This is a genomic window from Phenylobacterium composti DSM 19425, assembly GCF_059568645.1.
In genome coordinates this window covers 134470-155985 of sequence record NZ_JCANTT010000017.1, presented here as the reverse complement: position 1 = coordinate 155985, position 21516 = coordinate 134470, and the positions used below count along the sequence as shown (strand labels likewise).

Sequence of the window (21516 nt, the reverse complement as noted above, 5' to 3'; positions counted from 1 at the left end):
AGATCCCCTCAATCCCGATTAGAGCGCGGCTGCGCCGGTCTCGCCCGTCCGGATGCGCACGGCCTCCGAGACGTCGAGCACGAAGATCTTGCCGTCGCCGATCTTGCCGGTGGACGCGGCGGCCTTGATGGCTTCCACCGCCTTGCCGGCGGCCGCGTCGTCGACCACGGCCTCGAGCTTCACCTTCGGCAGGAAGTTCACCTGGTATTCGGCGCCCCGATAGATCTCGGTTTGCCCCTTCTGCCGGCCGTAGCCCTTGACCTCCGAAACCGTCAGCCCCTCGACGCCGGCGGCGACTAGCGCTTCGCGCACATCGTCCAGCTTGAAGGGTTTGACGATCGCCATGATGAGTTTCATCCGCTCGCTCCCGCGTCCGGCCCTTTGGGCGGGCCTGCCCCTCTCGTTCGTTTCGAGACCGCCGCAGATTTCGTTTGAACCCATCCCCTCGCAGCGGTCGTCCCAACGCTAGGGCCAGGCTTGCGGGTGCAGCACTTCGGGGGTGGGGATTGTGGCAAGAAGGCGGAATGCGCCTACGCCGCAGGCGCCGCGCCGAAGAGGCGCCCATAAAGTAGGCTGAATGGGCCTTCCAGCCCCTGACTGATCACCCTTGACGGGGGCGCGGCCGATCGGATTTCGTCCGTTTTCGCCGGGGGCGCTTCAGGAAATCCCGCAGGGGGCCGGAAACCCGCCGCATTGCCCGCGCAGAGTACGCGCTTCGCTCCGCAGTGGATTGGGGCGCCGGCTGTCGCCTGCCAGAACCAGACGAGGACTTTAAGGTATGTCTATGATCCGTATGCTTTCCGCCGTTGCCGCCCTGGCGGTGATCGCCTCTCCGGCGCTTGCCCAAAGCGACGCAGCGGCGCCGGCCGCGGCGGTCCAGGTGTCCCCGGCGGGCGACCTGATCGACACGCTCAAGGCGGCGGGCCAGTTCAACACCTTCATCAAGGCTGCGGACGAGACCAACCTCACCGGCCTGCTGAAGACCAACAGCAACCTGACGGTGTTCGTCCCGACCGACGCGGCCTTCGCGGCCCTGCCGGCGGACGAGCTGGCCAAGCTGGAGTCGGACAAGGCCGCCCTGCAGAAGCTGGTCCTGCACCATGTGATCAACGCCCCGGTCGACTCGGCCAAGATCAAGGGCGCGCGCGGCCCGGTGCCGTCCGGCGCCGGCGACCAGGTGCTGCTGGACGGCAGCGATGAGGCCGCCTTGAAGGCCGACGGCGCCACCATCATCCAGGCGGACGTGCGCACGGGCTCGGGCCTGCTGCATGTCGTCGACAAGGTGCTGGTCGCCGGGCAGGGCGAGACCGCCGCGGAAACCGGCGAGGGCGCCGGCGCTTAAGCCCGGAACGCGGGAACCAAATCGCCGGCCAGGCGGTAAAGCTTCCTGCCAACAACGGGGTGGGGCGTCAGACGTCCAGGCAACAGGAGTGCTAGACCTATGACCCTCAAAATCCTCGTTACCGTCGCCGCCGCGTCGGCCCTGATGGCCGGCGCGGCCGTGGCCCAGTCCACGTCCTCGGCGACCCCCGACCGGAGCACCACCACCAGCCCGTCGACCCCGACGAGCGAGACCGGTTGGGCGACCCAGGGCGATACGAGCGTCAATCCGCCCGCGGCCCGGGCCCCCGAGGCTTCCTCGGGCCTGACGTCGTCGAGCGGCGTGACGGACACCACCGAGCCGGACTCCGCCGTCAGCGCCACCTCCGCCACCAGCTTCGGCCAGGGCGCCAGCGTGACGACGACCATGGTCACCAACGGCCCGGTGCCGGACACGGCGGAGAACCGCGCCAAGTACGGCCAGCCGATGTCGCGGGCCGGCAAGGCGACGGCCGCCCGGGGCAACTAACCCGGTTCGGCGAAAACCTTGAAAATCCAGGCCTTGAAAACGCCTGGCGCGGCTTGAAGCAAAGGTCGGCGGGCCCTATGGTCCGCCGACTTTTTCGCGCCTGCGCACGGCCCTGTTTCCTTATGCCCGACGAGCCTCTCACGTTTCAGGGCCTGATCCTGAAACTGCACGACTATTGGTCCCGGCAGGGCTGCATGATTCTGCAGCCTTATGACGTTGAGGTGGGGGCGGGCACGCTTTCGCCGATGACGGTGATCCGGACCTTGGGTCCGAAGCCGTGGAAGGTCGCCTATGTGCAACCTTCGCGGCGGCCTGCGGACGGCCGCTACGGCGAGAATCCCAACCGGCTGCACCAGCACCACCAGTACCAGGTGATCCTGAAGCCGAACCCGCCGAACCTGCAGGAGCTGTACCTAGGGTCGCTGGAAGCTATCGGCATCGACCCGCTGCTGCATGACATCCGCTTTGTCGAGGACGACTGGGAGAACCCCACGGTAGGGGCCTGGGGCCTCGGCTGGGAGGTCTGGTGCGACGGGATGGAGATCACCCAGTACACCTACTTCCAGCAGGTGGGCGGCCTGGACGTGTTCCCGGTGGCCGGCGAACTGACCTATGGCCTGGAGCGGCTGTCGCTGTACCTCCAGAACAAGGAGAGCGTGTACGATCTCCAGTTCAACGAGGAGTTCAAGTACGGGGACGTCTACCTCGCCAACGAGGAGCAGTTCTCGGCCTTCGAGCAGGAGGTGGCCGACGTCGAGACCTGCAAGCGGCAGTTCGAGGACATGGAGCGCGAGGTGCGCCGGATCGTGACCTCGAAGGGACGGCAGGGGCAGGCGCTGGTGCTGCCGGCCTATGACCACGTGCTGAAGGCCAGTCACCTGTTCAACATCATGGACGCCCGCGGCGCCATCGCGGTAGCCGAGCGGCAAAGCTACATCGGCCGCATCCGCGACCTGTGCAAGCTCTGCGCCGAGGCCTGGGTTCAGAGCCAGGGGGCGAACGACTAGGCCATGCCCCAACTTCTGCTCGAACTGTTCTCGGAAGAGATTCCCGCGCGGATGCAGGCCAACGCCGCCCGCGACCTGGAGCGCCTCGCCCGCGAGAAGCTGGCGGCCGAGGGGCTGCTGCCCGAGGCGCTGAAGACCTTCGCCGGTCCGCGGCGCTTGACCCTGGTGGCCGAAGGGCTGCCGGTGGCGCAGAAGGACCGGCATGAGGAGCTGAAGGGCCCCAAGGTGGGCGCGCCGCCGCAGGCGCTGGAAGGCTTTTTGCGCAAGACAGGTCTGACCCAGGACCAGCTGATCGAGCGCGACGGCGTCTACTTCGCCCATCTGCACAAGCCTGGCCGGCCGACGGCCGAGATCGTGGCCGAGATGGTCGAGGCCATCGTCCGCAGCTTCCCCTGGCCCAAGTCGATGGTCTCGGGGGTGAGCAAGCTGCGCTGGGTGCGGCCGTTGCGGCGCATTCTCTGCGTGTTCGACGGGCAGGTCGTGCCGTTCGTGATCGACGGCATCCCCAGCGGCGACCTCGCCGAGGGGCACCGCTTCATGAGCGACGGCCAGCCGTTCCTGGTGAAGGACTTCGAGAGCTACGCCCACGGCCTGGCGCACCGCTACGTGGTGCTGGACGCCGACGAGCGAAAGCAGCGGATCGTCGAGACCGCCAAGACCCTGTGCTTCGCCCGCAATCTGGAGTTGGTGGAGGACGCCGGCCTGCTGGACGAGGTGGCGGGGCTGGTGGAATGGCCCGTGCCCGTGCTGGGCGACATGGACCCGGTGTTCCTGGACCTGCCGCCCGAGGTCATCCGCACCTCCATGCGGGTGCACCAGCGCTACTTCGCCGTGCGTGACCCGGCCACCGGCAGGCTCGCGCCCCACTTCCTGACCGTGGCCAACATCGAGGCCCGGGACGGCGGGGTGACCATCGCCAAAGGCAACGCCAAGGTGCTGTCGGCGCGCCTGTCGGACGCGCGGTTCTTCTACGAGGAGGACCGGAAGGTCCGGCTCGAGGACCGGCTGGAGAAGCTGAAGGGCGTCACCTTCCACGCCAAGCTCGGCTCGATGCACGACCGGGTGGAGCGGATCACGGCCCTGGCCAGCCAGCTTGCGCCTGTGGTGGGCGCAGACGAGACCAAGGCGGTGCAGGCCGCGCGGCTGGCCAAGGCCGACCTCGTCTCGGGCGTGGTGGGCGAGTTCCCCGAGCTGCAGGGGATCATGGGCGGTTATTACGCTGACGCCGAGGGGCTGGACGGCGAGGTGGTCGAGGCCATCCGCTCGCACTACCGCCCGCAGGGGCCGGCCGACGCCGCGCCTACCGGCAAGGTCGCGGCGACCGTGGCCCTGGCTGACAAGCTGGACACTCTGACGAGCTTCTTCGGCATCGGCGAGAAGCCGACCGGCTCGCGCGACCCGTTCGCTCTGCGGCGCGCGGCCCTGGGGATCATCCGCATCGTGCTGGAAGGTCGCATCCGGCTGCCGCTGAAGCGCTTCGTCTCGGACGAGGTGCTGGAGTTCTTCGCCGACCGCCTGGCGGTGCTGCTGCGCGACCAGGGCAAGCGCCACGACCTGGTGGCGGCGGTGTTCGCCCTGGGCGACGACGACCTGGTCCGCATCGTCGCCCGGGTGGACGCGCTGTCCGACTTCCTCAAGACGGAAGACGGGACGAACCTGCTCGCCGGCTACAAGCGAGCGGTGAATATCCTCAAGGCCGAGGAGAAGAAGGGGGCGCTGCCGGTCGGCGAGCCGGCGCAGATGGAGGGCGCCCCGGCCGAGGAACTGGCGCTGGTGGCCGCCGTCGACACCGTGGCCGGCAAGCTGGACAGCCTGATCGGCGCCGAGGACTTCGCCGGGGCCATGGCCGAACTCGCCAAGCTGCGCGGGCCGGTGGATGCGTTCTTCGACAAGGTGCTCGTGAACTCGGATAATCCGGCGGAACGGGATAACCGCCTGCGGCTTCTGGCCAAGGTCCGCGACGCCATGGGGCGCGTGGCGGACTTCTCGCAGGTCACGGGTTGAATTTCCCCCGGCAGAGGGCGCCGGGTTGTGTGGAGGTAAAGGGACGATGGCCGACACGATGGTGAAGACGCGGTGGGTCTATGCCTTCGGCGGCGGTGGGGCGGACGGGGACGCCTCGATGAAGAACCTGCTGGGTGGGAAGGGCGCCAACTTGGCCGAGATGTCGGCCCTGGGCCTGCCCGTGCCGCCCGGGTTCACCATCACGACCGAGGCCTGCACCTACTACTACGCCCATGGGAAGACCTATCCGGCCGAGCTGAAGGAGCAGGTGGCCGAGGGCCTGAAGAAGGTCGAGCAGCTGACCGGCAAGCGCTTCGGCGATGTGGCCAATCCGCTGCTGGTGTCCGTGCGGTCGGGGGCCCGCGCCTCGATGCCGGGCATGATGGACACGGTGCTGAACCTCGGCCTCAACGACGAGACCGTGGAAGGCCTGGCGCAGCTCTCGGGTGACCGCCGCTTCGCCTACGACAGCTATCGCCGCTTCATCCAGATGTACTCGAACGTGGTGCTGGACCTCGACCACCACATGTTCGAGGAGATCCTCGACGACCATAAGGAGCGCCTGGACGCGCGGGTCGACACCGACCTGACGGCGGAGAACTGGGAAGCCGTCGTTGTCGATTACAAGCGCGCCGTGGAAGCCGAGCTGGGCCGCGCCTTCCCGCAGGACCCGAACGAGCAGCTCTGGGGGGCCATCGGCGCGGTGTTCGCCAGCTGGATGAACGACCGGGCCAAGTTCTACCGCCGCATGCACGACATCCCCGAGAGCTGGGGCACGGCGGTGAACGTGCAGTCGATGGTGTTCGGCAACATGGGCGAGAGCAGCGCCACCGGCGTGGCCTTCACCCGCAACCCGTCCACCGGCGAAAACCGCCTGTACGGCGAGTTCCTGATCAACGCCCAGGGCGAGGACGTGGTGGCCGGCATCCGCACGCCTCAGCCGCTGACTAAGGCCGCCCGCGAGGAGATGGGCGACGTCCAGCCCTCGATGGAAGAGGCGCTGCCGGAGGTCTTCAACCAGTTCAAGTCCGTCGTGGAGCGGCTCGAGAAGCACTACCGCGACATGCAGGACATCGAGTTCACGGTGGAGAAGGGCCGTCTGTACATGCTGCAGACGCGCAACGGGAAGCGGACCGCCAAGGCCGCCCTGAAGGTCGCCGTGGACCTGGCCAACGAGGGCCTGATCACCAAGGAAGAGGCGGTGATGCGGGTCGAGCCCGCGAGCCTCGACCAGCTGCTGCACCCGACCATCGATCCGGCGAGCCCTCGCGACGTGATCGCCACCGGCCTGCCGGCCAGCCCCGGCGCGGCCACCGGCAAGGTGGTCTTCACCGCCGAGGAGGCCGAGAAGCTGGGCGGCGCGGGCGAGGCGGTGATCCTCATGCGCGAGGAGACCAGCCCCGAGGACATCCGCGGCATGGACGCCGCCCGCGGCATCGTCACCGCCCGCGGCGGCATGACCAGCCACGCCGCCGTGGTGGCGCGGGGCATGGGCCGCCCCTGCGTGTCGGGCGCGGGCGAAATCCGCATCGACCAGAAGGCGGGGGAGTTCCACTGCCGCGGCCGCACGTTTAAGGCCTATGACATCATCACCATCGACGGTTCGACCGGCGAGGTGCTGGCCGGGGCGGTGAAGATGATCGAGCCCGAGCTGTCGGGCGACTTCGCCACCCTGATGGGCTGGGCCGACAGCGTGCGCCGCCTGAAGGTGCGGGCCAACGCCGAGACGGCCCTGGACGCCCAGACCGCCCGCCAGTTCGGCGCGGAAGGCATCGGCCTGTGCCGCACCGAGCACATGTTCTTCGATCCGGCCCGGATCGCCGCCGTGCGCGAGATGATCCTGGCGGACGACGAGGCAGGTCGCCGCGGGGCCCTGGCCAAGATCCTGCCGATGCAGCGACAGGACTTCGTCGAGCTGTTCAAGATCATGGAAGGCCTGCCGGTCACCATCCGCCTGCTCGACCCCCCGCTGCACGAATTCCTGCCGCATACCGAGGCTGACGTGGCCTCGGTGGCCGAGGCCACGGGCCTGGACCCGCAGAAGCTGCTGCGCCGCGCGGAGGAGCTGCACGAGGTGAACCCGATGCTGGGCCACCGCGGTTGCCGCCTGGGCGTGGCCTATCCCGAAATCTACGAGATGCAGGTCCGGGCCATCATCGAGGCCGCCTGCGAGGTGGTCGCCGAGGGCCGCCCAGCGCCGATCCCTGAGATCATGCACCCGCTCGTCGCTAAGGGCGAGGAGATGAAGTTCCTGCGCGAGCTGACGGACCGCACGGCGCAGACCGTCATCGAGGAGCGCGGCTGCAAGATCGACTACAAGGTCGGCACGATGGTGGAGCTGCCGCGGGCTGCGATCCGCGCCGGCGACCTGGCGCAGAACGCCGAGTTCTTCTCGTTCGGCACCAATGACCTGACCCAGACCACCTTCGGCATCAGCCGGGACGACTCGGGCCGGTTCCTGAGCCACTACATCGAGAAGGGGATCTTCGAGAAGGATCCCTTCGTCAGCCTCGACCAGGACGGCGTGGGCGACCTGATCCGCATCGCTGCCGAACGCGGCCGGGCGGCCCGTCCGGACGTCAAGCTCGGCATCTGCGGCGAGCACGGGGGCGATCCGGCCTCGATCCAGTTCTGCGAGCAGGTGGGCCTGGATTACGTGAGCTGCTCGCCGTACCGCGTGCCGATCGCGCGCCTCGCCGCGGCCCAGGCGGCCATCGGCGAACGCGAAAAGGATCGTTGAGCCGCTGAGGGGGCGTAATGGGTGAGGGGACGTCGGAGCGGGCGTCTCTTCGCACCGGTCGCCCCCTCGGTCAGCGGCGCTGACGCCGACCGGTGACATAGAGCCGGGGGCGTTTCCGGGATTCGCGATGAACCGCGGCCATCTTGCGACCAAGCAGGAGCCGTCCCCGTCGAGACGGGGCTGTAGTGCGGCTAAGGTCGCGCCATGACCTTTCAACCTTTCCGAGCGCCGTCCGCGGCGCTGTGCTGGGCCGGGACGCTGGCGGTCGCTTCTGCGGCCGCTCAACCGCAGCCGCCTCGAACCGATCTTTAATGTACGGGCCAGGGTCCGCGTCCGCGGCCAAGAGCGAAATCGCTGGCGGCGCTGGGACCGTAGCGGTGACGCGGCTGGACGGCCGGCTGGGCGGTTCCGACGTGCGTGACCCAGTCTGGGTAGCGAAGCTTTCGGGGCGAGGCTCCCGCGGCGCTATGAGGAGCCATGCAGCAGCTGCCGCGTGACGATCAGTTCAGCGAGCAGGCGGCGCCCGTTCCGGCCCGCCGCCGCCCGTCGCGCCGAATGCTCCGGGTCCTGGCGCTGCTGGGGGCGATCGCCTTTGCCGCCGGAGTCTGGACGCTCATCGCCCTGGGCCTGCGGGCGCTGGTCGCCGGCTAGAGCCGAGCCGGACTACCAGGTCCAGTCGCTGGCCTTCGCCCGGCAGCCGCCATCGGGCCAGCCGGTCCAGCCGCGGCCGCGAACGACGCGCCCCGGGAGGGCGTTGGTGGCCTCGCCGTTCTCCAGGGCGAGAGCGCCGTTGACGACCACATGGTTCACGCCGGTGGCCAGCTGCTGCGGCTTCTCGTAGGTGGCCAGGTCCTGGACCTTGGCCGGATCGAACACCACCACATCGGCGAAGTAGCCGGGCTTCAGCAGGCCCCGCTCGCGCAGGCCGAGGTTGTGGGCAGGCAGGCCGGAGAGCTTGCGGATCGCCTCGGCGAGGGGCAGTCGCTTCTCGTCGCGGACGTACTTGGCGAGCAGCCGGACGAAGTTGCCGTAGGCGCGCGGGTGGGTGGAGGAGAGCAGGAACGGGCCTTCCGGAGCCTGGGCCTCGGCGTCGGAGCCGAAGCTCATCCAGGGCAGGGTGGTCTGGCGGGCGACGTTCTCCTCGCTCATCAGGAAATAGACCACCTGCACCCGGCTGCCGTCCTCGATGACCAGGTCGATGGCGGCGTCCTGCGGACTGACCCCGCGTTCCCTCGCGACATCGGCCAGGGTCCGGCCGGTGAGGGGCTTGAGCTTGGGGTTCTTGAAGCCCACCAGCAGCGTGCCCTCGGGCCCGGCGTGACGCATGAGGTTCTCGAAGCCGGCGTCCTCGGCCAGCATCTCGGCCTTCACCTTCGCCCGGGTGGCCGGGTCCTTCAGCCGTTCGATCCACTTCTCGACGCCGCCGGCCTGCACCCAGACGGGCATGGCCGCGTCGAGGCCGGTGGAGCCGGCGGTATAGGTGTACATGTCGGCGGTAATGCGCAGGCCCTCGGCCCGGGCTGCCTCGATCTTGGCGATGGCCTGGTCGAGCTTGGGCCAGTTGGCCTGGCCGCTGGCCTTCAGATGGTAGATCTCGGCCGGAGCGCCCGAGCGTCGGGAGATCTCAATCAGCTCGTCGATGGCTTCCAGGAGGCGGTTCCCCTCCGAACGCATGTGGCTGATATACATGCCGCCGCAGCGGCCCGCCTCGCTGGTGAGGGCCACCAGCTCGTCGGTCTCGGCGTAGTTGCCCGAGGCGTAGATCAGGGACGAGCCGACGCCCATGGCCCCGTCCTCCATTGCCTTGACCACGAGGGCGCGCATCTGGGCCAGCTGCTCAGGCGTCGGGTCGACGTCGTCCTCGCCCAGGACATGCACCCGCACGGTCTCGGCGCCGACGAACGAGGCCACGTTTAGCGACACGCCGCGCGCTTCGAGGTGGCGGAGGTATTCGTCCAGGGTGCTCCAGGCGACCTCGTACTTGATGTCGCCCTGGCGGCGGATGTCGTCGGCCTTCTGGGTCTCGTTCCACGGCCCCATGGAACTGCCTTCGCCCATCACCTCCAGCGTCACGCCCTGCTTCAGGGCGGACAGGCCGCGGCCGTCCTGGATGAGGCTGTCTACGGACCAGGACAGCATGTTGATGAAGCCGGGCGAGACGGCCTGGCCCCTGGCGTCCAGGGTCTTCTTCGCCGGGCCGGCGGGACAGACGCCGACGCAGACGATCCGGTCGCCCTTCACCCCCACGTCGCCCCGCACGGGACCAGCGCCTGTGCCGTCGTAGATTTCGCCGTCGCGGATCAGGAGGTCGTAGGCCGGCTGGCCCGAGCCCCCGGTCATCAAGAGGACGACAGCCAGGCCGGCGGCGGCGGCGAGCTTGCGCATGCGGCGATTCCCCCCTCGAACTCCGAGGAAGCCTAACCAGCTTTATCCACCCCGCGAAGCGGCGGACGGGTTCAGCGCTTGCGAACGAACACCGTGCCTGCGGAATAGCCGGCGCCGAACGAGCAGATCAGCCCCGTCTCGCCCGCCTGGAAGTCGTCGCTGGCCTTGTGGAAGGCGATGATCGACCCCGCTGAGGAGGTGTTGGCGTATTCGTCGAGGATGATGACGTTCTCGCCCGGCTGCGGATCACGGCCGAGGACGCGCCGGCCGATCAGGTCATTCATATTGATGTTGGCCTGGTGCAGCCACAGGCGCTTCAGGCCGGTGGGATCGAGGCCGAGGTCGGCGGCGTGAGCCACGATCATCTCGGAGACCATCGGCACCACCTCGCGGAACACCTTGCGGCCTTCCTGGACGAACAGCTTGTCGGGCTTGCCGATACCCTCGGGGGCGGCGCGGTTCAGGAAGCCGAAGTTGTTGCGGATATTGTTGGAGAACTGGGTCTTCAGCCGCGTGCCGAGGATGTCCCAGCCGCCCTGGGCAAGGTCGGCGCGCTCGATGATCACGGCGGTGGCCACGTCGCCGAAGATGAAGTGGCTGTCGCGGTCGCGGAAATTGAGGTGGCCCGAGCAGATCTCGGGATTCACCATCAGCACTGCCCTGGCCGAGCCCGAGCCCACGAAGTCGGCGGCGGTCTTGATGCCGAAGGTGGCCGAAGAGCACGCGACGTTCATGTCGAAGGCGAAGCCCTCGATCCCCAGGGCCTGCTGCACCTCGATGGCCATGGCGGGATAGGCCCGCTGCATGTTGGAGGCGGCGCAGATCACTGCGTCGATCTCGGAGGCCGGCTTGCCCCAGCGGGCAAGGGCGTCCTTGGCGGCCTCCACCGCCATCTCGGCGAGGATCGAGAGCTCCTCGTTGGGGCGCTCGGGGATGATCGGCCGCATGATGTCGGGATCGACCAGGCCAGACTTGTTCACCACGTAGCGCGACTTGATGCCCGAGGCCTTCTCGATGAACTCGACGGAGGAGGGGGCCAGCGCCTGGACCTCTCCGGCGGCGATAGCCTCGGCGTTCGCGGCGTTGAAGCGCTCTACATAGGTGTTGAAAGTCTCGACCAGCTCGGCGTTCGACAGGCTCTCCGAAGGGGTGTGGAGGCCGGTGGCGGCGATCACGGCGGCGGTCATGCTTCCTCCCGAACTCTGTTGGGCGCGACTGATAGCACGGTCCTGCGCGCCGTCATCCGGCGTTGTGGCCGCAGGGCCACAGGTGGGCCGCGAACAAGGCTTCGCCACAGAACCGGCCGCTGCGGGCCGCGTTTGACGCCGACCTAAACCCGGCTCGGGGGAGCTGAGAAGACTTGAGTGGAGTACCGACTATGAAAGCTCTCTACGCCGCGGCTTCTGTCGCCGCCGTTTCGCTGGCCGCCGCCGCCGTCGCCCCGACCGCCGCCCTGGCCCAGCAGGCGCCTGTCAGCAATGTGTACGCCACCGCCGGCTATGCCCACGTCGATGGCGACGGCGTTGACCTGGGCGCCCTGCAGGGCCGCTTGGGTTATCGGGCCAACCCCTGGCTCGGGGTCGAAGGCGAGGCCGCCATCGGCGTGAAGGACGACGATGTAAACATCGCCGGCACGAATGTGGACGTCGAGCTGAAACACCAACTGGCCGCCTATGTGGTTGGCTTTGCGCCCGTCGGCGCCAACACCGACCTGTTCGCCCGGGTTGGCTACGGCACCAGCAAGATCAAGGGCCGGGCCGGCGGCGTGTCGGTGACCGATGACGGCGAGTCCTGGAACTACGGCGTCGGCGCCCAGCACCACTTCGACGGGGTGAACGGCGTGCGCGTCGACTGGACCCGTCACGACTTCGACGGCGGCAACGCCGACGTCTGGTCGGTGGCCTACACGCGGAAGTTCTGATCCGCCGCAACGTCCTACATTGGTGACGTAACGGGAGCCCTCTCCGCTCGCGGGGAGGGCTTCTGCTTGACCCGGCGGTCCCAGGCGACCACGCTTCCCCGAACCTGGTTCGAAACCAGGGTGTGGAGGCAAGGCCGTGGACAAGGCGTATTTCGTCCAGCTGTTCGCGTCAGGGGCCGCGGTGGCGCTGCTTGTGGGGCTGGCCGCCTGGGCTCGGATCGCCAAGCCGCACGGCCCCCTGGACGAGGGCAAGGCGCGGGCGCTCCTCGAGGCGGAATTTCCAGGGCGGCGGCTGGACGCAGTGTGGGTGGCGTCCGACGGGAACGGCGCCCTGGCCAAGTCCGGCGGCCTGGCCCTGGTCATCTGCCGGCTGGGCGATGGCTATGCGGGCCGCCAGATTCCCTGGGCCCAGGCGCTGCAGGCCAGCTTCCGCAAGGGACAGCTATGCGTGGACCTGGCGGACGTGTCCGCGCCCAAGGCCTTCCTCAACCTGCCGTCCTGGCCGCCGAAGGACCTGGCGGCATGAAGACCTTCGATCCGGTCACCCTGGCGACGCCGCTCTTCATCCTTACTATCATCCTCGAGATCCTGTTGGCCCGCCTCGGCAAGGTGCGGGCCTATTATGAGGCCAAGGACACGGCGGTCTCGCTGGCGATGGGGCTGGGCTCAACCATGGCCGGGCTGCTCACCGCCGGGGTGGTGGGGACTGCTACTCTGTGGGCCTACCAGCACCGGCTGTTCGACATCCCCATGACCGCCGTCTGGGCGTGGGTGGCGATCTTCCTGGCCGAGGACCTGACCTACTACTGGTTCCACCGGCTGTCGCACGAGCGGCGGATCTGGTGGGCGGCGCATGTGAACCACCACTCCAGCCAGCACTACAATCTCTCCACAGCCCTGCGTCAGACCTGGACGGGCGGCCCGGCGGGGACCTGGCTGCTGTGGATCCCGCTGGCGCTGCTCGGCTTCCCGCCGGCGATGATCGCCATCCAGAAGGGGATCAGCCTCGTCTATCAGTACTGGATCCACACCGAGACCATCCGCCGGCTGCCCGCCTGGATCGAGGCGGTGTTCAACACGCCCTCGCACCACCGGGTCCACCACGCCCGCAACCCGCGCTACCTCGACAAGAACTATGCGGGCATCCTGATCATCTGGGACCGCATGTTCGGCACCTTCCAGCCCGAGCTGGACGAAGAGCCCTGCCGCTACGGGATCGTGAAGAACCTCGGCACCTTCAACATCCTGCGGGTCGCCTTCCACGAGTGGATGGGGATCGCCCAGGATATCGCGCGCCAGCCCCGGCACGCCCTCGGCTGGCTGTTCGGCCCGCCCGGCTGGAGCCCCGACGGCAGCCGGCAGACCAGCGCCATGCTGAAGGCCGAGTGGGAGGCGCAGCGACGACAGGCCGCGGAACCGGCGACGCCCGAGCTGGACGCGGCGGCCTGAGGCCAGTCATCTGGGCGGGATCAGTCGCGGAGCAGGGGCAGACTGAGGCCCGATACTGGACGGGCGTCCAGAACCTCGCGGCGGAAGCGGAAGAGTTCGGCGGGGCGGCCTCCGGTCTCTACATCGAGGCGGCCAAGGCCCTCCACCAGGCCGGCCCGCTCAAGGGCGCGGCGGAAGTTCTGCTTGTGCAGCGGCACGCCGGCGATGGCTTCCACGGTGCGCTGCAGGGCCGAGAGCGTGAAGGCCTCGGGCATCAGTTCGAACACCACCGGCCGATACTTCAGCTTGCCGCGCAGGCGGCTGAGGGCGGTGGCGAGGATGCGGCGGTGATCGGAGATCATCGGCTCGCCCATGGCGGCCTTGAGGGCCTCGTCCTGCCGCGGCGGGGGCTCGCCGCGGTCGCGGGCGGCCTCCTGCACCAGCCCGGCCTCGTAGAGCAGCTCGTAGCGCTCCAGGACGCGCTCCTCGTTCCACGGCGCGCCATCCAGGGCGAAGGCGAGGCGGGCGCGGGCCAGGCGCGGGACACTGCCGTCGGCCCAGGCGCGCAGGGCGGTCTCGATGGCTTCCAGCACCGCCGGGCGACCCTGGCGCCAGTCTTCCCATGGAAAGAAGCGTGCCCAGGGCCGCCATTCGCTGCCGGCGAAGTGGGTGTCCACCGCCGCCGGGGCGAGGCCCAGATAGCCGACGGAGATCACCCGGGCAGGGCGGTCTCCGGCCTGGCCGCCGAAGGGCTCCATGGCGGCGAGGGGCGCGTCGCGGCCCTTGTCGCCGAAGGTGTAGAGCTGCTCCACATAGCCGAGGTTGAACCGGGTCTGCTCGGTCACGAAGGCTCGCAGGCCGAGCTCGAAGGTTCGGTGGCCCTCGGGATCGAAGGGGCCGAAGGGCAGGCCGGACGGCTCGCCGTCCTTGTGGCGCAGGGTCAGGACCACGGCCTCGCCGTCGCGGATCGCCACGACCACAGCCGACAGCCCGATGACGACCATGGTGGGGCCCCCGCTCATTCGGTGATGAAGGCCTGGGCGGCGCCGGGGCGATAGCCGGCGGCCTCCGACAGCGCCTCGAAGCGGTGGAGGTAGCGATCCTGGGCCTCGAACGGGGCCTGGGGCTCGATCTTCAGGGCGTAGCCGGCGGGCGGCGGGCCGAAGAAGTCCAGGGCCTCCTCATGAGTGAAGCCGGCGAGCTGAGTGGCCTCGAAGAAAGCGCAGGCGCGGTCGGCCTGCTTGATCAGCTTCTTGATGGCCGGCGGGGTCCTGGCGGGCAGGCCGAACCGTACGTGGATGGCGTTCTCCAGCCGCTCCTCGAAGGTCTTGTAGTCCATGCCGAGGGCCGCCTTGAACGGGCTGATCATGTCGCCGATCACATATTCGGAGGCGTCGTGGAGCAAGGCGGCCAGCCGCCAGCGGGGTTCGATGTCGGGCCGGATGTGGGCGACGATCTCTTCGACCACCACGGAGTGCTGAGCCACAGAGAAGGCGTGCTCGCCCACGGTCTGGCCGTTCCAGCGGGCGACGCGCGCAAGTCCGTGGGCGATGTCCTCGATCTCGATATCGAGGGGCGAGGGATCGAGCAGGTCCAGGCGCCGCCCCGACAGCATCCGCTGCCAGGCCCTCGGCGCTTGGCGCGTTCGACGCAGCCCTTTCCTCACCGGCGCATTCCTTCCAAAGTCGAGCCGTGAACTGGCCCATGACCTGAGAAAGATCAATGCTGGCGCAGGTCTTCCGGGTCCAGACAGGCGAGCGAGGGAGGGACCTATGAGCTGGGCCCGCATTATGGTGCCGCTCTCGGGCGGCAAGGGTGACCGCGCGGCGATCGAGGCCGCAGCCGTCCTGGCCGAGCCCTTCGGGGCCGAAGTTGAGGGCGTGTACACCCCCGCCGACGTGGCCGACGTCATGCCCTGGATGGGCGAGGGCTTCCTCGGCGGCGTCCAGACGACGGCGCTGGAGTCCCTGAAAGAGGCCGCCGCGGCGGGCGAAAAGAACGCCCGCGAGGCCCTCGAGGCGGTCGGCTATCCCAAGTCGCGGTTCGTCGCCCTGCAGACGCCGGTTTGGGCCGGGCTGTCAGCCGAGAGCCGACTGGCCGATGTGGTGGTGTTCGGTGATGACCCGGCGCGGGGCCGCGGCCCCCTGGCCGAGGCATTCCAGCAGATGGTGGCCGACGAGCAGCGGCCGGTGGTGGTGGCGCGGGCCGGGCTAAGGATCGGCGGCGTGGTCGCCGTGGCCTGGGACGGCGGGAAGGAGGCCTCCCGCGCCGCGCGCCTGGCCCTGCCGCTGCTGGAGAAGGCGAGCCGGGTGGTGATCCTGGCGGCGCCCAAGGCGAGCTCGCGCAGCTTCGACCCGGCGCGGCTGCAGGACTACTACGCCGCCCGCGATGTGAAAGCCGACCTCGAGGTCCTCTCTGACACGGGCGATGCGGCGCCCGCTCTGCTGCACGGCGCCGAGGCGGTAGGGGCGAACATCCTAGTGGCCGGCGCCTTTGGCCACCCGCGGCTCCAGGAATTCATCTTCGGCGGAACGACCCGGACGCTGCTGAATTCCGACCACCCGTCATTATTTCTGTCTCACTAGGCTTGGAGGCGCTCATGTCCCTGTCGCGCATCGTGATGCGGCTTGCCCGGAACCCTGGCACGGAATTCGCCGGCGGCGACGACCATCGCGGCTATGTGCTGACGGCGCCTCTTACTCCGGACGGTCTCTTGGACGAGCAGGCCTACGCCAAGGCCCGTGACGCCTGCACCGTGCGCCGTTTCGCGCCCGACGAGGAGCCGGCGGACGGGCGGCTAAACCGTCGGGGAACGCGTTGGTTCTTCGACTATGACGAGGAAGAAGCGAGCGACGACGAGCCGGTCCATCGCCTTGGCGACCACCGCTTCGCCGTGGGCGAATATGTCACCGTCACTGACGATGACGGGCGGCCGCTGACCTACAAGGTGGTGGACGTTCAGCCGGCGGCCTAGGCGCCGCCGTTGCGCCGGACAAGGCGACGGATTTCGCCCTGGATCGTGTCGAACTGGGCGGCGTCCCGGCTGCGGATGACCGCCACGGTTAGCGGCCCGGAGACGGGGCCGGCGGCTTCGTAGCCGAGGACGCGGTAGCCCTCGGCATGATCCCCACGGTGGGTCATGCCCCGGATGACGCCCCGGCGCTTGGTCTTCGGCCCAGGGCCCTTGAGCGTGACGGTGTCTTGGTGGCGAGTGATCCCGGGCCCGCCCGCGGGCGCCAGCCGGACCGGCCCCATGCGGACGTTGTTCTCCCCATCGCGCATAAACAGGTGCGACCGCACGGGCAGGGCGTAGGATTCGCCACCGTCGGCTGCGGCCACCTCCACCAAGCCCGGGGCATAGACCCGCAGGCGGGTGATTGGCTCATCCGGCCGTCCGGCCAAGACGAGTTGCTCGAAGGGCTCCAGCGTCGCGGCGACGTCGTGTTGCACGGGCGATCGCACGAGGGTCATGGAGAAGCCATTGGCCCCTTCATAGGCGCAGGCCTCGCCGTCCGCCGCCGCGGAGGCGAGGCGAAGCACCCCGCCCATATTGCTCGGGCAGTCCAGGGCCGCACGTGGGGGCGCGGCGTTGCTATGGCAACCGCCGAGGACCGCGGCGGCGACCAGGATCACCGTGGCTGCTCTCATGCGCGTCCCCCCAACGCCCGAACGGTTGTTATCTAGACCCCGCCATTCTTGCGGACGAGGTGTTTCATGTCGTCGTAGACCTCGTCGCTGTGGTCAAGCTTGCCGGCGCCGCGGACCACGGCCACGGCGAGCGGGCCGGTCTTGGGGCCGCCGGCTTCGTAGCCGAGGAACCGACCCTGTTCGCCTCCGCGGTCGCCGAGGATGAAGGTCGCGCGAACGCCGCGCTTTTCCCGCGACAGGGCCTCGCCCTTGAGCCGCACGTCGCGGCGGATGCGGATGCGCGCCTCGTCGCCGCTGGCGTTCACGTGCAACGGGCCGATCCGGATGGAAGCGGAGTCTTCGTTCTCGTCGGCCTCGATCTGAATGCCGGGCAGATTGACCCGGGTGGTGCTGCCGCCCTCGGCCACCACGACCTTGCCGCCCTTGACGCGGACGTCGACGCCGCCGCCGTCCGAGCCGCCATTGGCCGACACCTCCACGCCCGCGGCGTCCTGCGCGGCTTCCTCGGCGGCGCGGCGGGTGTCGCCGGCGCTGACGGGACCGGGCCTCGCGTCGGCCGTCGCGCCGGCCTCGAGAGCCTTGGTCTTGGCCGCCGACTCGTCCTCGGCAACCAGGGCGGCCTCAAGCTGGTCGAGGGTGGCGTAGGCGCTGCCGGTCACCGGCACGAGGCGCAGGGTGATCTCGGCCCCGCCGTTGGAGGCGTAGGTGCAGCTCTTGCCGTCGGCTGCAGCGTCGGTGCGCGTCAGCTCTCCCTGGGTGGCCGGGCAGTCGAGCGCGGCCCGGGGCGCCTGGGCGCCCGAGGAGCAGGCGGCCAGGGGCAGCAGCGAGGCGGCGGCAAGGAGAAGCAGCGGCTTCTTCATATGGCAGGGGCTCCAGTCCGTTCGCATGAGAACGTGGCTGGAGCCCCCGAAAAAGGCGAATGAATTCGATGTAACGGCGACGCTGCCGTCGGGCCTGGGTTACTGGCCCGGGCGGGCGGCGCCCTCGCGGCGGGCGAGGAACGCCAACCGCTCGAACAGGTGGACGTCCTGCTCGTTCTTGAGGAGAGCGCCGTGGAGTGGCGGGATCAGCTTGGTGGGATCCTTCTCCTTCAGCGCTTCTTCGTCGATGTCCTCGACCATCAGCAGCTTGAGCCAGTCCAGCAGTTCGGAGGTGGAGGGCTTCTTCTTCAGGCCCGGCACCTTGCGCATGTCGTAGAAGATGCGCAGGGCCTCGGATACCAGCTTCTGCTTGATGCCCGGATAGTGGACCTCGACGATCTCCTGCATCGTCTCGGCGTCCGGGAAGCGGATGTAGTGGAAGAAGCAGCGGCGCAGGAAGGCGTCGGGCAGCTCCTTCTCGTTGTTCGAAGTGATGATCACGACCGGGCGGACGGCCGCCTTGATCGTCTCGTTGGTCTCGTAGACGTAGAATTCCATCCGATCGAGCTCCTGCAGGAGGTCGTTGGGGAACTCGATGTCGGCCTTGTCGATCTCGTCGATGAGCAGCACCGGGCGGACGGGGCTTTCGAACGCCTCCCAGAGCTTGCCTTTCTTGATGTAGTTCTTGACGTCTTTCACCCGCTCGTCGCCGAGCTGGCTGTCGCGCAGGCGCGAGACCGCGTCGTATTCGTAAAGGCCCTGGATGGCCTTGGTGGTCGACTTGATGTGCCAGGTGATCAGCGGGGCGTTCAGCGCCTTGGCGATCTCATAGGCCAGCACCGTCTTGCCTGTGCCGGGTTCGCCCTTGATCAGGAGCGGCCGCTCGAGCGCGATGGCGGCGTTGACGGCCACCTTGAGATCTTCGGTGGCGACGTAGTTTTCGGTGCCTTCGAAACGCTGGCTCATTCAGCTCCCCAGGCGGGCAGGACCCGCATTCGAACGTTTGTTTGCCTGGGGGCCAGCCTATAGGGCGTGACGCGAGGATCAAGCGGGTTCCGCGCCCTACGTAGCGGCGCCCTGCCGCCGCCCGTCAGGTCGCGAGCGGCGGCAGGGCGCCTTGTGGCGTCGCTATGCGTCCGGTTTGGCGCGGGTCTCGCCGCCGCGGTCCTCGGAATAGCCCATGTCCTTGAGGTCATCGTCCGACAGGTTGCGGGCCTGGAAGTCGGTGAAATCGTCCTCACCCCCCTCGGCCTCCCCGGCGTCGCGGACCTCGTCAAGGCCTTCAATCTCGCGGCGCAGGATGCGATGGTCGTTGAAGTTGTCGTCGGGGCCCAGGCCGTCCAGGTCGTCCTCGTGCTCATCGGTGGCGGCGCGGTAGTCGAGTTCGTTGTCCTCTTCGAAATCGCCATCGTCCACGGTGTCGGGATCGAACTCATCGGCGTCCAGGGCCCGGGCCTCGTCATCGTCGCGATCGCCGATCAGCTGGGTGAGATCCTCCACATCGGCCAGCTCCTCGAAGGTGCGCATCTCGGCGCCGACGCCGAAGGGGCTGTCATCGGCCAGACCCACGGATCCTTCGCCGCCGACGGTCATGCTCTCGTCGAACGCCTCGGCCTGATCCTGGGGATCGAAGTCGGACTCGGAGTCGAAGCTCGTGCCGGGCATGGGGGGTCTCCTTCGGGCTAACGTCGGCGCGGCGCGCCGTCGCAAGCAAAACCCTCAGGAAAACCCGGCGTTCCGCGCGCCCGGCGGACGTCCCGATCAGGCCTTGGTCCAAGCCCCCAGGGCCTGTGCGACGTCGGCCATGGCCGCATCCCAATCGCCATAGGTGGCGGGGGCGAAGACCCGGGTCTGGGGATACCAGGGATAGCGGTCGGCGCAGCCCAGGCGGGGCCATGCGCCGGGGGTGGTGATAAGCCACGCCGGGGCGCCGCAGGCGGCGGCGATGTTGAAGGTGGCGTTGGAGAAGCCGATCACCAGATCGAGGGCGCAGGAGAGGGCGGCGACCTCGTCGAGGTCCTCCTTCAGGTCGATGCCGGGCGGGTCCCAGACCTCGACGCCGAATTCGCGCTGGGCGAACGCCAGCTCCTCGGCGCAGTCGCCGTACTGCAGGTTCACGAAGGCGACGCCGCACTGGCGGAGCACCGGCGCCCACTGTTCGAAGGCCGAGAAGTAGCGGTGACGGGCGCCGCGGGCGGTGCCGCTCTTCCACAGGAGGCCGACCTTGCGTCCGGTCGGTGCGGCCTCAAGCACGCCACGCCAATGGGCGACACGGTCGGGGGCGGCGGCCAGGAAGCGGGGGCGGTCGGGATAGGCGGCCACGTCCCGGCGGAACTCGCGCAGGAGGGACCCAAGGGGCGCCCACAGGTCGATGGCGCCGGCGTCTTCCAGGAACGGCAGCAGCCGCACGGACCGGCCGCCGTGCAGGACGGTGGCGTGCGAACCGACCCGAGCCTGCGGGAAGCTGCGGGAAAACAGCGGTACGAGCCTGGGCTCGACGGCGATGGTGAGGCGTCCTTCCGGGCCGAGTCGTTCGATCAGGTCGGGAAGGGCGTTGGCGAAAAGGATTTCGTCGCCAAGGCCCTGCTCGCCGATGACCAGCATCGACTTCCCGGAGAGATCGAGGCCGGGCCGCCACGCGGGACGATCGATGGCGAAGTGCAGGGTGTCGGCGAATTGCGGGTGGTGGCGGGCCTCGTACTCGTCCCAGCCTTCGGCGAGGCGGCCCAGAGCGATGAGCATCGTGGACCGGGCCAGCAGCATCATCTGCCGTTCGTCCTCGGCGCGGGTGGACGTGAGGGCTTGCTCCACTAACGGCAGGGCTTCGGCCACCTCGCCGCGGTCGGCGAGGGCGTTGGCGAGGTTGTAGCGAGGCTTGGCGAAGTTCGGATCGAGGCGCATGGCCTCGGCGTAGAAGATCTCGGCGTTGGCCTGGTCGCCGTTCTCGGCCACCACGGCGGCGAGGCTGTTCCACAGGATGGCGTTGGTCGGATCGGCCTGGATCGCCGGGCGCAGCACCTCGATGGCTTCGGCGCGGCGGCCCTGGACGCGCAGGGCGGAGGCCAGGTTGTTAGCCGCCTCAGGGTGGCCCGGCCGGTGAGCCATGAAATGGCGGAAGAAGCCCTCGGCCTGCTGGGGCATGCCCATCCGCATGGCGAGGCGCCCCAGGTCGTTGGCGATCTCGGCGTGCTCGGGCAGGAGCTTCAGAGCCGACTCGTAGGCCTGAATCGAGGAGACGAAGTCGCCGGCCCGCTCGCGGGCCATGCCCAACAGGCACCAAGCGTAGCCGTTGCGCTCGTCGGCGTGCAGAGCCTTGAGAGCCCAGCGAGCGGCGCCCTTGGCGTCCTCGGCGTTCAGGCAGGCCACCGCCCGTTGCAGCATCGGTTGCACGGCCATGGCGCGGAGCTGGCCCATGGCGGCGGTGAGGCTTTCCAGGGTGTGGTTGCCGTCGCCCTCGGTCACGCGTTCCAGCAGGTTGTGGGCGGCGCGGGGAGCCGGCGTGGCCTGGAGCGCATGGGCGGAGGCGGCGCTGGGCCGGGCCGGAGGCGGCATGGGCTAGATTCTCCTGAATCGCTTGAGGGTTAGCTCGGCTCAACGTGTTTAATGTCGGCTTAAGCGCCGAGGGGGCGCGGTACGCCGCCGGACCGGCAAGGTGGCGTTAACTTGAGTGTCGC

General features: G+C 68.9%; 21 protein-coding genes. 11 read left to right on the top strand and 10 right to left on the bottom strand.

Features of this window, described 5'->3' with window-relative positions:
- Window positions 1-18: 18 nt before the first annotated feature.
- A complete protein-coding gene (locus BO64_RS13490) occupies window positions 19-357 on the bottom strand; it encodes a P-II family nitrogen regulator (RefSeq protein WP_496403820.1) in 339 nt (112 codons plus the stop codon).
- Window positions 358-784: 427 nt separating this feature from the next.
- Between BO64_RS13490 and BO64_RS13485 the strand changes: the two genes are divergently transcribed.
- The 6 genes from BO64_RS13485 (at window position 785) to BO64_RS13460 (ending at window position 8251) form a co-directional block, all read left to right on the top strand.
- A complete protein-coding gene (locus tag BO64_RS13485) occupies window positions 785-1342 on the top strand; it encodes a fasciclin domain-containing protein (RefSeq protein ID WP_496403819.1) in 558 nt (185 codons plus the stop codon).
- A 99-nt stretch (window positions 1343-1441) separates the two neighbouring features.
- A complete protein-coding gene (locus BO64_RS13480; protein WP_496403818.1) occupies window positions 1442-1849 on the top strand; it encodes a hypothetical protein in 408 nt (135 codons plus the stop codon).
- Between the two features lie 122 nt (window positions 1850-1971).
- Window positions 1972-2856, top strand: coding sequence for a glycine--tRNA ligase subunit alpha (locus BO64_RS13475; RefSeq protein ID WP_496403817.1), 885 nt, complete (start codon window positions 1972-1974; stop codon window positions 2854-2856).
- Window positions 2857-2859: 3 nt separating this feature from the next.
- The gene (glyS, locus tag BO64_RS13470; protein ID WP_496403816.1) at window positions 2860-4860 is read left to right on the top strand and encodes a glycine--tRNA ligase subunit beta; all 2001 of its coding nucleotides are present in this window, start codon (window positions 2860-2862) and stop codon (window positions 4858-4860) included.
- Between the two features lie 46 nt (window positions 4861-4906).
- On the top strand, window positions 4907-7600 hold the full coding sequence (ppdK, locus tag BO64_RS13465; protein WP_496403815.1) for a pyruvate, phosphate dikinase: 2694 nt from the start codon (window positions 4907-4909) through the stop codon (window positions 7598-7600).
- A 477-nt stretch (window positions 7601-8077) separates the two neighbouring features.
- Entirely contained in the window at window positions 8078-8251 is a 174-nt protein-coding gene (locus tag BO64_RS13460; RefSeq protein ID WP_496403814.1) for a hypothetical protein, read from the top strand.
- Window positions 8252-8263: 12 nt separating this feature from the next.
- Here the strand turns inward: BO64_RS13460 and BO64_RS13455 are convergent, their stop codons facing one another.
- Both BO64_RS13455 and BO64_RS13450 read right to left on the bottom strand, forming a co-directional pair.
- Window positions 8264-9985 carry an N-acyl-D-amino-acid deacylase family protein gene (locus tag BO64_RS13455; protein ID WP_496403813.1) on the bottom strand — a complete coding sequence of 574 codons (1722 nt, stop codon included), beginning with the start codon at window positions 9983-9985 and terminating at the stop codon, window positions 8264-8266.
- 71 nt (window positions 9986-10056) lie between these two features.
- Window positions 10057-11205, bottom strand: coding sequence for a beta-ketoacyl-ACP synthase III (locus tag BO64_RS13450; RefSeq protein ID WP_496403875.1), 1149 nt, complete (start codon window positions 11203-11205; stop codon window positions 10057-10059).
- Between the two features lie 158 nt (window positions 11206-11363).
- On the opposite strand from BO64_RS13450, the gene BO64_RS13445 reads away from it, so the two are divergent.
- From BO64_RS13445 to BO64_RS13435, 3 genes are all read left to right on the top strand, one after another.
- Window positions 11364-11906: a porin family protein gene (locus tag BO64_RS13445; RefSeq protein ID WP_496403812.1), complete on the top strand. Its 543-nt coding sequence runs from the start codon at window positions 11364-11366 to the stop codon at window positions 11904-11906.
- 136 nt (window positions 11907-12042) lie between these two features.
- Window positions 12043-12432, top strand: a complete 390-nt coding sequence (locus BO64_RS13440) for a hypothetical protein (RefSeq protein WP_496403811.1) — start codon at window positions 12043-12045, stop codon at window positions 12430-12432.
- Window positions 12429-13355 carry a sterol desaturase family protein gene (locus BO64_RS13435; RefSeq protein ID WP_496403810.1) on the top strand — a complete coding sequence of 309 codons (927 nt, stop codon included), beginning with the start codon at window positions 12429-12431 and terminating at the stop codon, window positions 13353-13355. The genes BO64_RS13440 and BO64_RS13435 overlap by 4 nt, the downstream gene beginning before the upstream one ends.
- A gap of 20 nt (window positions 13356-13375) precedes the next feature.
- Here the strand turns inward: BO64_RS13435 and BO64_RS13430 are convergent, their stop codons facing one another.
- On the bottom strand, window positions 13376-14338 hold the full coding sequence (locus BO64_RS13430; protein WP_496403809.1) for an NUDIX hydrolase: 963 nt from the start codon (window positions 14336-14338) through the stop codon (window positions 13376-13378).
- Between the two features lie 14 nt (window positions 14339-14352).
- Entirely contained in the window at window positions 14353-15000 is a 648-nt protein-coding gene (locus BO64_RS13425) for a YfbR-like 5'-deoxynucleotidase (RefSeq protein WP_496403808.1), read from the bottom strand.
- A gap of 106 nt (window positions 15001-15106) precedes the next feature.
- Here BO64_RS13425 and BO64_RS13420 point away from each other — a divergent pair, with 106 nt between their 5' ends.
- Together BO64_RS13420 and BO64_RS13415 are read left to right on the top strand one after the other, a co-directional pair.
- Window positions 15107-15919 (top strand): universal stress protein, encoded by an 813-nt coding sequence (locus BO64_RS13420; RefSeq protein ID WP_496403807.1) that lies wholly within the window; start codon window positions 15107-15109, stop codon window positions 15917-15919.
- A gap of 14 nt (window positions 15920-15933) precedes the next feature.
- On the top strand, window positions 15934-16308 hold the full coding sequence (locus BO64_RS13415; protein ID WP_496403806.1) for a hypothetical protein: 375 nt from the start codon (window positions 15934-15936) through the stop codon (window positions 16306-16308).
- Here BO64_RS13415 and BO64_RS13410 read toward each other — a convergent pair.
- From BO64_RS13410 to BO64_RS13390, 5 genes are all read right to left on the bottom strand, one after another.
- The gene (locus BO64_RS13410) at window positions 16305-16982 is read right to left on the bottom strand and encodes a hypothetical protein (protein WP_496403805.1); all 678 of its coding nucleotides are present in this window, start codon (window positions 16980-16982) and stop codon (window positions 16305-16307) included. The two genes, BO64_RS13415 and BO64_RS13410, sit on opposite strands and share 4 nt — an antisense overlap.
- Before the next feature lie 32 nt (window positions 16983-17014).
- The gene (locus tag BO64_RS13405) at window positions 17015-17842 is read right to left on the bottom strand and encodes a hypothetical protein (RefSeq protein ID WP_496403804.1); all 828 of its coding nucleotides are present in this window, start codon (window positions 17840-17842) and stop codon (window positions 17015-17017) included.
- 99 nt (window positions 17843-17941) lie between these two features.
- Window positions 17942-18808 (bottom strand): AAA family ATPase, encoded by an 867-nt coding sequence (locus tag BO64_RS13400; RefSeq protein ID WP_496403803.1) that lies wholly within the window; start codon window positions 18806-18808, stop codon window positions 17942-17944.
- 162 nt (window positions 18809-18970) lie between these two features.
- A complete protein-coding gene (locus BO64_RS13395) occupies window positions 18971-19507 on the bottom strand; it encodes a hypothetical protein (RefSeq protein ID WP_496403802.1) in 537 nt (178 codons plus the stop codon).
- A gap of 96 nt (window positions 19508-19603) precedes the next feature.
- Complete coding sequence (locus BO64_RS13390) at window positions 19604-21394, bottom strand: tetratricopeptide repeat protein (protein ID WP_496403801.1); 1791 nt, start codon at window positions 21392-21394, stop codon at window positions 19604-19606.
- Window positions 21395-21516: the final 122 nt, after the last annotated feature.

What these genes read in the sequence shown, in the direction of transcription:
- BO64_RS13490 (WP_496403820.1), bottom strand. Translation starts at nt 357, where the DNA reads ATGAAACTCATCATGGCGATCGTCAAACCCTTCAAGCTGGACGATGTG.
- BO64_RS13485 (WP_496403819.1), top strand. Translation starts at nt 785, where the DNA reads ATGATCCGTATGCTTTCCGCCGTTGCCGCCCTGGCGGTGATCGCCTCT.
- BO64_RS13480 (WP_496403818.1), top strand. Translation starts at nt 1,442, where the DNA reads ATGACCCTCAAAATCCTCGTTACCGTCGCCGCCGCGTCGGCCCTGATG.
- BO64_RS13475 (WP_496403817.1), top strand. Translation starts at nt 1,972, where the DNA reads ATGCCCGACGAGCCTCTCACGTTTCAGGGCCTGATCCTGAAACTGCAC.
- glyS (WP_496403816.1), top strand. Translation starts at nt 2,860, where the DNA reads ATGCCCCAACTTCTGCTCGAACTGTTCTCGGAAGAGATTCCCGCGCGG.
- ppdK (WP_496403815.1), top strand. Translation starts at nt 4,907, where the DNA reads ATGGCCGACACGATGGTGAAGACGCGGTGGGTCTATGCCTTCGGCGGC.
- BO64_RS13460 (WP_496403814.1), top strand. Translation starts at nt 8,078, where the DNA reads ATGCAGCAGCTGCCGCGTGACGATCAGTTCAGCGAGCAGGCGGCGCCC.
- BO64_RS13455 (WP_496403813.1), bottom strand. Translation starts at nt 9,985, where the DNA reads ATGCGCAAGCTCGCCGCCGCCGCCGGCCTGGCTGTCGTCCTCTTGATG.
- BO64_RS13445 (WP_496403812.1), top strand. Translation starts at nt 11,364, where the DNA reads ATGAAAGCTCTCTACGCCGCGGCTTCTGTCGCCGCCGTTTCGCTGGCC.
- BO64_RS13435 (WP_496403810.1), top strand. Translation starts at nt 12,429, where the DNA reads ATGAAGACCTTCGATCCGGTCACCCTGGCGACGCCGCTCTTCATCCTT.
- BO64_RS13430 (WP_496403809.1), bottom strand. Translation starts at nt 14,338, where the DNA reads ATGGTCGTCATCGGGCTGTCGGCTGTGGTCGTGGCGATCCGCGACGGC.
- BO64_RS13420 (WP_496403807.1), top strand. Translation starts at nt 15,107, where the DNA reads ATGAGCTGGGCCCGCATTATGGTGCCGCTCTCGGGCGGCAAGGGTGAC.
- BO64_RS13415 (WP_496403806.1), top strand. Translation starts at nt 15,934, where the DNA reads ATGTCCCTGTCGCGCATCGTGATGCGGCTTGCCCGGAACCCTGGCACG.
- BO64_RS13410 (WP_496403805.1), bottom strand. Translation starts at nt 16,982, where the DNA reads ATGAGAGCAGCCACGGTGATCCTGGTCGCCGCCGCGGTCCTCGGCGGT.
- BO64_RS13405 (WP_496403804.1), bottom strand. Translation starts at nt 17,842, where the DNA reads ATGAAGAAGCCGCTGCTTCTCCTTGCCGCCGCCTCGCTGCTGCCCCTG.
- BO64_RS13400 (WP_496403803.1), bottom strand. Translation starts at nt 18,808, where the DNA reads ATGAGCCAGCGTTTCGAAGGCACCGAAAACTACGTCGCCACCGAAGAT.
- BO64_RS13395 (WP_496403802.1), bottom strand. Translation starts at nt 19,507, where the DNA reads ATGCCCGGCACGAGCTTCGACTCCGAGTCCGACTTCGATCCCCAGGAT.
- BO64_RS13390 (WP_496403801.1), bottom strand. Translation starts at nt 21,394, where the DNA reads ATGCCGCCTCCGGCCCGGCCCAGCGCCGCCTCCGCCCATGCGCTCCAG.